This is a genomic window from Bradyrhizobium sp. PRIMUS42, assembly GCF_023006515.1.
Lineage (GTDB): Bacteria > Pseudomonadota > Alphaproteobacteria > Rhizobiales > Xanthobacteraceae > Bradyrhizobium.
The window spans coordinates 1-8,594 of the sequence record NZ_JALBGZ010000230.1 but is presented as its reverse complement, the minus strand read 5'-3'; the positions used below and the strand labels follow the sequence as shown (position 1 = coordinate 8,594).

Here is an 8,594-nt window from a genome sequence, read left to right as displayed (position 1 = left end):
ACTGCCGCGGCGATGCCGCCTTGCGCCCATGCGGAGGATGCGCCCAGTCCGAGCGGCGCAGCCGAGATCAAGGTCACCGGCCGCGGCGCGAGCTTCAGCGCACAGAACAGTCCGGCAAGGCCGCCGCCGACGATGACGATTTCGTCGGTGCTGCGGGTGAGGTTGTGGATGTTGTTGGTCATGTGTTTCCTCTTGCTCATCTGTCGTCCCTGCGGACGCAGGAACCCATACGCCGCGGCGGAAGTTGTCTTGCGAAGCTGCTTGTTGCCTTTCTTCGCAACCACATCTCCCGGTGGTTATGGGTCCCGGATCTGCGCTGCGCTTGTCCGGGACGACATTGGTGTTTGCCGCTACATTTTCCCTTCAATTCTTCAGATTGATCATCCGCTCGACCGAACGCCGCGCACGCACCGCAAGCGCGGGATCGATCGTCACCTCATCGCGCAGCGTCAGCAGGCTCTCCAAGATGTTGGCGAGCGTGATGCGCTTCATGTGCGGGCAGAGATTGCAGGGACGCAGCATCTCCACGTCGGGCAGCTCGGCGCGGACATTGTCGGCCATCGAGCACTCCGTGATCATCACCAGCCGTCGCGGCCGCTTTTCGCGCACCCAGTTGATCATGTGCGCGGTTGAGCCGGTGAAGTCGGCTTCCGCCAGCACGTCCGGCGGGCACTCCGGATGCGCGATGATCTGCACCGAGGGATCGGCCTCGCGAAACTCGCGCAGTTCCTTGCCGGTGAAGCGTTCGTGCACCTCGCAGGCGCCCTTCCAGGCGATTATCTTCACGTCGGTCTTCGAGGCGACGTAGGTGGCGAGATAGCGGTCGGGCAGGAAGATCACGCTTGGCGCGCCGAGGCTCTCGACCACCTGCACCGCGTTCGACGAGGTGCAGCAGATGTCGACCTCGGCCTTCACCTCCGCCGACGTGTTGACGTAGGCGACCACGGGCACGCCGGGAAATCTTTCGCGGAGCAGGCGGACGTCCGCGCCGGTGATGCTGGCAGCGAGCGAGCAGCCGGCGCGCATGTCGGGGATCAGCACCGTCTTGTCCGGGTTGAGCAGCTTCGACGTCTCCGCCATGAAGTGCACGCCGCACTGGACGATGATGCCGGCCTTCACCTTGGTTGCTTCGACGGCGAGCTGAAGTGAATCGCCGCCGATATCGGCGACGCAGTGGAAGATCTCCGGGGACTGATAATTGTGCGCGAGGATCACCGCGCCCCGCGCGCGTTTCAGCTCGTTGATCGCCTGGATCGTCGGCGCCATCAGCGGCCACTCGATCGGCGGGATCACATGCTTCACACGCTCATAGAGTGGCGCGGTGGCGCGCGCGACCTCCGGCGTCCATGCCAGTGAGGGCGTTGGCAGCGCGGGTCCCGTTCGTGCCGGCGCGGCACGAGGGGAGGCGGTGACTTGGCCCTGGGGCCGGTTGGCAAAGTCGTCGGGCCCGTAAATTCCAGCGATCGGCATCGAAGCCTCCCTTGCAGATATCGTTTATACTCATAGTGAGCATATATGGGGCCCAATTAATCTGGCCGGACGGCCAGCAAATCGAGTCAAATATGCTCAGTATGAGCAAATCGAAGATAACACGCTCTGCTGAAGACCGCCAGATTCTTCCGCACACATTTCCGTCAAGCACGGGCTTGGCGGTCGGCGAGGCCAGATTGAAACGCAATGCTCCCGCGGCAGCTCCCCGTGGAATGCAACCGTTTTTGACTTGGGGTTTTCATGCAAGTGCATTAAATGGCATGTTCGCGGCCGCCGCTTTGCCAGTCCGCCAAAGACAGACGAGGACAACATGTCGACATCAGCGGGCGAACTTGCTCCGGCCTCACGTTCCTCCAACTGGCGCACTCCGGCGGTCATCATTCTCTGCGGTTGTGCGATCGGCATGCTCGGCTTCGGACCGCGCTCGGCGCTCGGCTTCTTCGTGCAGCCGATGAGTCACGAATTCTCCTGGGGCCGCGACGTGTTTGGCCTCGCGATTGCCGTGCAGAACCTGTTGTGGGGCTTGGGCCAGCCGTTCGCCGGTGCGGTCGCAGATCGTTTCGGCCTGTTCCGGGTGATGTGCGTCGGCGCTCTGCTCTATGCCGGCGGCCTGCTGTTGATGCGCTACTCCTCGACGCCGTTGTCGCTCAACCTCGGTGCGGGCGTCATGGTCGGTTTTGGTCTCGCCGGCTGCTCGTTCAATCTGGTGCTGTCGGCGTTCGCCAAGCTCCTGCCGGCCGAGAAGCGCGGCCTTGCGCTTGGTGCCGGCACGGCGGCGGGATCATTCGGGCAGTTCCTGTTCGCGCCGATCGGCGTCGCCTTGATCGACAATTTCGGCTGGCAGCAGGCGCTTTCCGTGTTCGGCTTCCTGATGTTGCTGATCATCCCGCTATCGCTGGCGCTCTCGACGCCGCGGGTTTCGCATGCGACGCACGCGACGCCCGCGGACGATCAGACCTTCACCAGGGCGCTTGCCGAAGCCTTCGGCCACCGCTCCTATGTGCTGCTGGTGCTCGGCTTCTTCACTTGCGGATTCCAGCTCGCCTTCATCACCGTGCATCTGCCGGCCTTCCTGGTCGATCGCGGCATCACCGCGCAAACCGGCGGCTGGGTGATCGCGGCGATCGGCCTGTTCAACATCGTGGGGTCGCTGAGCGTCGGCTATCTCCAGAACTCGCTGCCCAAGCGCTACATCCTCTCGACCATCTACTTCACGCGTGCGCTGGCGACCCTCGCCTTCATCTCGTTCCCCATCACGCCGTTCTCGGCGATCGCGTTCGGTGCGGTCTCCGGCCTGACATGGCTGTCGACGGTGCCGCCGACCTCGGCGCTGGTGGCGCTGATGTTCGGCACGCGCTGGCTTGCAACGCTCTACGGCTTCGCCTTCGTCAGCCATCAGGTCGGCGGCTTCCTCGGCGTCTGGTTAGGGGGCATCGTCTTCGAGCGCTTCGGTTCCTATACGCCGATCTGGTGGCTCTCGATCCTGTTCGGTGTGCTCTCGACGCTCATCAATCTTCCGATCGTCGAGAAACCCGTCGCACGGGCAGTTGCGCAGCCGGCCTGATCGGCTAAACATCCCGGTCAAACCAGTCAGGGAGTTCAGTCGTGGCCACATTCAAGGCGATCCGGATCGACAAGGCGGACAAGGGCACCACTGCCGCACTGACGCAGTTCGACGAAGCCGAGCTGATGGACGGCGACGTCACCGTCCGCGTCGAATGGTCGACGCTGAACTACAAGGACGGCCTTGCGCTCACCGGAAAGGCGCCGGTGGTGCGCCGCTTCCCGATGATCGCCGGCATCGACTTCGCCGGCACCGTCGAACAATCCTCGCATCCGCAGTGGAAGGCTGGCGACAAGGTCGTCTGCACCGGTTGGGGCATGGGTGAGACCCATCTCGGCGCCTATGCCGAGAAGGCGCGGGTGAAGGGCGACTGGCTGGTGGCCTTGCCGCAAGGCCTGTCGGCGCGCGATGCCATGGCGATCGGCACCGCCGGCTTCACCGCGATGCTCTCGGTGCTGGCACTGGAGAAGCACGGTCTGTCGCCGAAGAGCGGTCCCGTGGTGGTGACGGGTGCCGCCGGTGGCGTCGGCTCGGTCGCCACGGCCGTGCTTTCGAAGCTGGGCTATCACGTCATCGCTTCGACCGGCCGTGCCTCGGAGGCCGACTACCTGAAAGAGATCGGCGCGGCTGAAGTCATCGACCGTAATGAATTATCGGCACCGGCCAAGCCGATTGCAAAGGAGCGTTGGGCGGGCGGCGTCGACAGCGTCGGCTCGACCACACTGGCGAATCTGCTGTCGATGACGAAATACGGCGGGGCAATTGCGGCCTGCGGCCTGGCGGCCGGCATGGACCTGCCGTCGTCTGTCGCGCCCTTCATTTTGCGCGGGGTGTGCCTTCTCGGCATCGATTCCGTGATGTGCCCGATCGAGCCGCGGAAGGCCGCGTGGCAGCGCTTGGCGTCCGATCTGGATCGGACAAAACTATCTGAAATCACTCAGGAAATCCCGCTCGACGAAGTTCCGCAATGGGGCGCGAAAATCCTGGCCGGTCAGGTCCGCGGCCGCATCGTGGTAAAAATTGTCTAACGGCGTTCAGACTTTACCAACCAAGCTGCTTCAATGTCGCCATGGTTCGTATGGTAAGCAGCGGGTAAAGAGATAAGGCATCGCCCGCTGCGGGGGTTGGTTCGGAGTTGAGCATGCTTGCGCGTATTGTGTTGGGGGCTGTCACGGCGGCAGCAACGTTTGCGCCGGCCATTGCCGGAAGCATGAACGCCGACGAGGCGCGTCGCTTCGTGGCCGGCAAAGTGTTTGCCTTCACCTGTTTCGACGGCACCCGCGGTGCAGGCCGAATCCTCGACGACCTCGGCGCCGCCGGTGCGGTGCAGTTCTCAGGCGCGGGCCCGGTGAAACATCTCCGCCTGCCCGGCAACACGCTCCAGATCCGCGGCCAGAACGTCTGCGCCTCGATCAAGGGCATTCCGTTCGAGCCCTGTTTCAACCTCGAAAAGACCGATGATCGCAGCTTCCGCGGCTCGGTGTCGGGCATGGGCTTCGCCTATTGTGACTTCCATCACCAGGGCGGCAACCAGATGCTGATGGCCCGCGCCGCGGCCCGGCCGCGCTCGCTGCACAGGTCGGAGCACACCGGTTCGGTTGGTTCGTCCAACACCGAGATTGCCGCGCGCGTGGAGACGCCGCGCGTCGAGAGCAGCCGGCTCGAGCCGGTGAAGTCGGATACCAGGTCGGAGCCTGCCAAGAACGAGGGCCCGCTGGAGCTGCGCCGTTCGACCCAGTGAGACGGCCGCGCGCGTCAGTCCGCACACTTTTTCGTTGAAGACGTCCATCGAACACGAAGCCGCCGCGCCGTAGTCATACGGACGGCGGCTTTCATGCCTTGGTAGCTGTTCGCGCTCCAGTTTGCGTACGGCCGGGAGGGGGGCGCGGCCCGATAAAAGGGTTCAACGATGTCGCTGTACTTTTTCCGCATCAGCACCGGTCGCTATTCCGGCGCCGCCGACCAGCCGTATGAGTTCGACGATCGCGCAGCCGCCTGGGCCGAGATGACAGAGGTCTGCGCCAACCTGCTCGGTGGCATCGCGCGCGGCTTGAAGCCGAACGCCGAGTGGTGCATGGAGCTGCTCGACGAGAACAAGCAGCCAGTCTTCCGCATCAGCCTCGTCGGCGAGAGCCATCCGCTGACGGCGTCGCCGAGCGAGGGCGCGCGTTAACGAATGCGATGCTTGCAAATCCGCGAAACTACGTGCCATTGCGCGCAAAACGTGTGGAGTTCGACTGGGTTTAGGCAAGAGCCGTGCGTAATTCTACCTAGCCTGCAGCGGTCGCACTTAACGTTAACGAGGTACTTCCAGTTTAGCCTTCCCGGAGTTTTCGCGCTTCGTCGCGGCAAATGCGTATCCGGGGATATTTTCGATGACGTTCATTCAGAACCTGCGAATCGGCACCAAGGTCGCCATCACCTCCGCGCTGACCATCGGGCTCGTCGCGCTGATGATCTTCCTCCAGACGAGCGGGAATGCCGAAGTCCAGAAACTCGGCAATGAAGCGTCGGGACAGCAGGCGATCGCGCAAAACGCCGCGGAAGCGAAGGCGTCGGTCCGGGGCATGCAGATCGGCATTCGCGATATCCTGATGGCGTCTGCTCCGGCCGAGATGCAGAAGGCCGCCACCTATTTCAACGACCGGCAGACGGCGGCGCTGAAATTCGCCGGTGAGATGGCCAAGCTGTCGCGCTCGGCTGAAAATCACAAGCGGATCGATCGCCTGACCGCGCTGATCGGCGACTACGGCAAAGGTCAGCAGCAGATCGAGGCCATCCGCAAGCAGGAACTCGCACTCGACGGGAAGAAGGACGGCGAAGCGTCGGTGCAGCTCGCAAAGCTCGCGTCTGAGGTCGATCGTATCCGCAAGGGGACGCTGGGGCCGATCAACGAAGAGATATCCGAGCTGGCAAACCAGATCACCGACTTCGCCAAGCAGAAGAGCCGTGAGGCGCGCGCCGAAGCGGAAGCCGAGGCCGTGTCGGTTGGCCGGACGTCGTTCGTCACCGGCGTGCTGGTCGCGCTGGTCCTGATCGGAACGTGCATCTTCTCCGTCTTCAGCATCGCGCGGCCCATGCGCGCGCTGACGGTGGCGATGGAAAAGCTTGCCGGCGGCGATTTCTCGGTGGTGCTGCCCGGCCTCGGCCGCAAGGACGAGGTCGGCGAGGTCGCCGGTGCCGTGGAGAAATTCAAGGTCGTCTCGGAGCAGAAGGCGCGCGCGGAAGCGGACGCCAGGATGCGGCAGGATCAGATCGCGGCCGAGCAGCGCAAGGCCGAGATGTACAGGCTGGCCGACAGTTTCGAAGGCGCCGTCGGCGAGATCGTCGGGACGGTGTCGTCGGCCTCGACCGAGCTTGAGGCCTCCGCTACCACGTTGACGTCGACCGCCGAGCGCACACAAGAGCTCACCACCGTTGTGGCGGCAGCATCGGAAGAAGCATCAACCAACGTGCAGTCGGTGGCATCCGCAACGGAGGAACTTTCCTCCTCCATCACCGAGATCAGCCGCCAAGTGCAGGAATCCGCCCGCGTCGCCAGCGAGGCGGTCAGCCAGGCCCGCACCACGACGGACCGTGTCGGCGAGCTTTCCGCGGCCGCGGCGCGGATCGGCGACGTCGTCGAGCTGATCAACACCATCGCCGGCCAGACCAATCTGCTGGCGCTCAACGCAACCATCGAGGCCGCTCGCGCCGGCGAGGCTGGACGCGGCTTTGCCGTCGTCGCTTCCGAGGTCAAGGCGCTCGCCGAGCAGACTGCGAAGGCGACAGGTGAAATCGGGCAGCAGATCGCCAGCATCCAATCCGCGACCGAGCAATCGGTTGGCGCGATCAGGGACATCAGCGACACTATCGAGAAGCTGTCGGAGATTTCTTCGACCATCGCTGCCGCCGTCGAGGAGCAGGGCGCGGCGACGCAGGAAATTTCCCGCAACGTGCAGCAGGCGGCCGAGGGCACTCATCAGGTGTCGTCCAACATCACCGACGTGCAGCGCGGCGCGAGCGAGACGGGTTCGGCGTCCTCGCAGGTGCTGTCCGCCGCGCAGATGCTGTCCGGCGACAGCAATCGCCTCAAGCTCGAGGTCAGCAGGTTTCTCGGCACCGTGCGCGCCGCCTGACGTTCCTATCAGTGCGTGTGATTAACCTCATGCGCGCGCGTACCGTGCTGGATTGCAAGGGCTTTTCGCGCTGACCCAGTATTTTTCCGGGAGCCATTATTAACCAATTCGGAATGGCAGTCGCTCACGTTTTGGGCAAGGGCGATCAACGCCTGGGCGGCCGACAATGATTTGGCTGCGAATTTCCCCAGGGAAACGTGGCCATGTTGAGCCTTGTTCAGAATGTGCGGATCGCGACGAAGCTTGCGATCGCGTCGGCCTTCGCCATCCTGCTGGTCCTTTCCATGATAGCAAGTCATCTTGTCGGCAACGGCGATGTGCGTCGTTCCAATCAGGCTGCATTCGCGCAACTGGAATTGGCGCGCGAGGCGGTGGAAGCCAAGCTTGCGGTGCGCAGCATGCAGCTCGCCGTCCGGGACATTCGGCTGGCCAACAACGCAGGCGAATTGCAGAAGGCGAGCGAGGCTCTCCTCGAACGACTTGGAACGTTGACCAAGCTTGCCGAAGCGATGTTGAAGCTGTCGCAGGTGTCCGAAAACCGGACGCGGATGGAGAAGCTCAAGAGTCTCGGTGCGAATTATGTCAAGGCAGCCCAGCAGGTGGCTGCGATCCGCGGCGAGGCAATTGCCCCGACGGGAGCGGATACGACTGCCCGTGTCGCGAAGCTCGTCGAAGAAGCGGCGCGTCTTACCCGCGAAGCGACGCTGCCACTTGCGGCCGAAATGGATCAGATCGCCAGCCAGATCGCCGATTTTGCCAAACACAAGGGCGAAGACGAGATCGCGCTCTCTCTCAAGGAGATGGCGTCGAGCGAGCACATCGGAATGATCGTCGGCGCGCTCGCCGCGCTCGTCCTCGTTGGCTCCTGGCTGATGTCGTTCCTGACCATCGCACGGCCGATCCGTGCGCTGACCGTGGCCATGGATACGCTCGCGGGCGGCGACTTTTCTGTGGTGCTGCCCGGGCTCGGCCGTAAGGACGAGGTCGGCGGCGTGGCTGCGGCCGTCGAAAAGTTCAAGGTCGTGTCCGAACAGAAGGCGCGTGAGGAGGCCGAGGCCAAGATCAGGCAGGATCAGGCTGCAGCCGCGCAGCGCAAGGCCGAGATGCATAGGCTGGCCGACGGCTTCGAAGCCGCGATCGGTGAGATTGTCGATACCGTGTCCTCGGCTGCGACCGAACTGGAAGCCTCGGCGTCGACATTGACATCGACTGCAGAACGCGGGCAGGAGCTCACCACCGTGGTGGCTGCCGCCTCCGAAGAGGCGTCCACCAACGTGCAGTCGGTGGCGTCAGCGACCGAGGAGCTGTCGTCCTCGATCACCGAGATCAGCCGCCAGGTGCAGGAATCCGCCCGCGTCGCCGGCGAGGCGGTCATCCAGGCCCGCGCCACGACGGATCGTGTCGGCGAGCTTTCCGCGGCC

Annotated in this window: 8 protein-coding genes; 6 read left to right on the top strand and 2 right to left on the bottom strand. The window is 63.8% G+C overall.

Annotation, left to right across the window (positions count from 1 at the left end; genetic code table 11):
* Together MOV75_RS18325 and nadA are read right to left on the bottom strand one after the other, a co-directional pair.
* Nucleotides 1–182 (bottom strand): FAD-dependent oxidoreductase (locus MOV75_RS18325; RefSeq protein WP_247006325.1); only part of this gene is annotated, 182 nt, incomplete at its 3' end.
* A gap of 181 nt (nt 183–363) precedes the next feature.
* Nucleotides 364–1,470 (bottom strand): quinolinate synthase NadA, encoded by a 1,107-nt coding sequence (nadA, locus tag MOV75_RS18320; protein WP_246926887.1) that lies wholly within the window; start codon nt 1,468–1,470, stop codon nt 364–366.
* Nucleotides 1,471–1,801: 331 nt separating this feature from the next.
* On the opposite strand from nadA, the gene MOV75_RS18315 reads away from it, so the two are divergent.
* From MOV75_RS18315 to MOV75_RS18290, 6 genes are all read left to right on the top strand, one after another.
* Nucleotides 1,802–3,055 carry an MFS transporter gene (locus MOV75_RS18315; protein ID WP_247006323.1) on the top strand — a complete coding sequence of 418 codons (1,254 nt, stop codon included), beginning with the start codon at nt 1,802–1,804 and terminating at the stop codon, nt 3,053–3,055.
* Between the two features lie 41 nt (nt 3,056–3,096).
* Nucleotides 3,097–4,083 (top strand): MDR family oxidoreductase, encoded by a 987-nt coding sequence (locus MOV75_RS18310; protein ID WP_246926868.1) that lies wholly within the window; start codon nt 3,097–3,099, stop codon nt 4,081–4,083.
* Nucleotides 4,084–4,196: 113 nt separating this feature from the next.
* The gene (locus MOV75_RS18305) at nt 4,197–4,796 is read left to right on the top strand and encodes a hypothetical protein (protein WP_246926864.1); all 600 of its coding nucleotides are present in this window, start codon (nt 4,197–4,199) and stop codon (nt 4,794–4,796) included.
* Between the two features lie 168 nt (nt 4,797–4,964).
* A complete protein-coding gene (locus tag MOV75_RS18300) occupies nt 4,965–5,228 on the top strand; it encodes a hypothetical protein (RefSeq protein WP_246926849.1) in 264 nt (87 codons plus the stop codon).
* A gap of 202 nt (nt 5,229–5,430) precedes the next feature.
* Nucleotides 5,431–7,173 (top strand): methyl-accepting chemotaxis protein, encoded by a 1,743-nt coding sequence (locus MOV75_RS18295; protein WP_246926846.1) that lies wholly within the window; start codon nt 5,431–5,433, stop codon nt 7,171–7,173.
* Between the two features lie 203 nt (nt 7,174–7,376).
* The coding region (locus tag MOV75_RS18290; RefSeq protein ID WP_247006321.1) for a HAMP domain-containing protein at nt 7,377–8,594 on the top strand (1,218 nt) is incomplete at its 3' end.

What these genes read in the sequence shown, in the direction of transcription:
- MOV75_RS18315 (WP_247006323.1), top strand. Translation starts at nt 1,802, where the DNA reads ATGTCGACATCAGCGGGCGAACTTGCTCCGGCCTCACGTTCCTCCAAC.
- MOV75_RS18295 (WP_246926846.1), top strand. Translation starts at nt 5,431, where the DNA reads ATGACGTTCATTCAGAACCTGCGAATCGGCACCAAGGTCGCCATCACC.
- MOV75_RS18305 (WP_246926864.1), top strand. Translation starts at nt 4,197, where the DNA reads ATGCTTGCGCGTATTGTGTTGGGGGCTGTCACGGCGGCAGCAACGTTT.
- nadA (WP_246926887.1), bottom strand. Translation starts at nt 1,470, where the DNA reads ATGCCGATCGCTGGAATTTACGGGCCCGACGACTTTGCCAACCGGCCC.
- MOV75_RS18300 (WP_246926849.1), top strand. Translation starts at nt 4,965, where the DNA reads ATGTCGCTGTACTTTTTCCGCATCAGCACCGGTCGCTATTCCGGCGCC.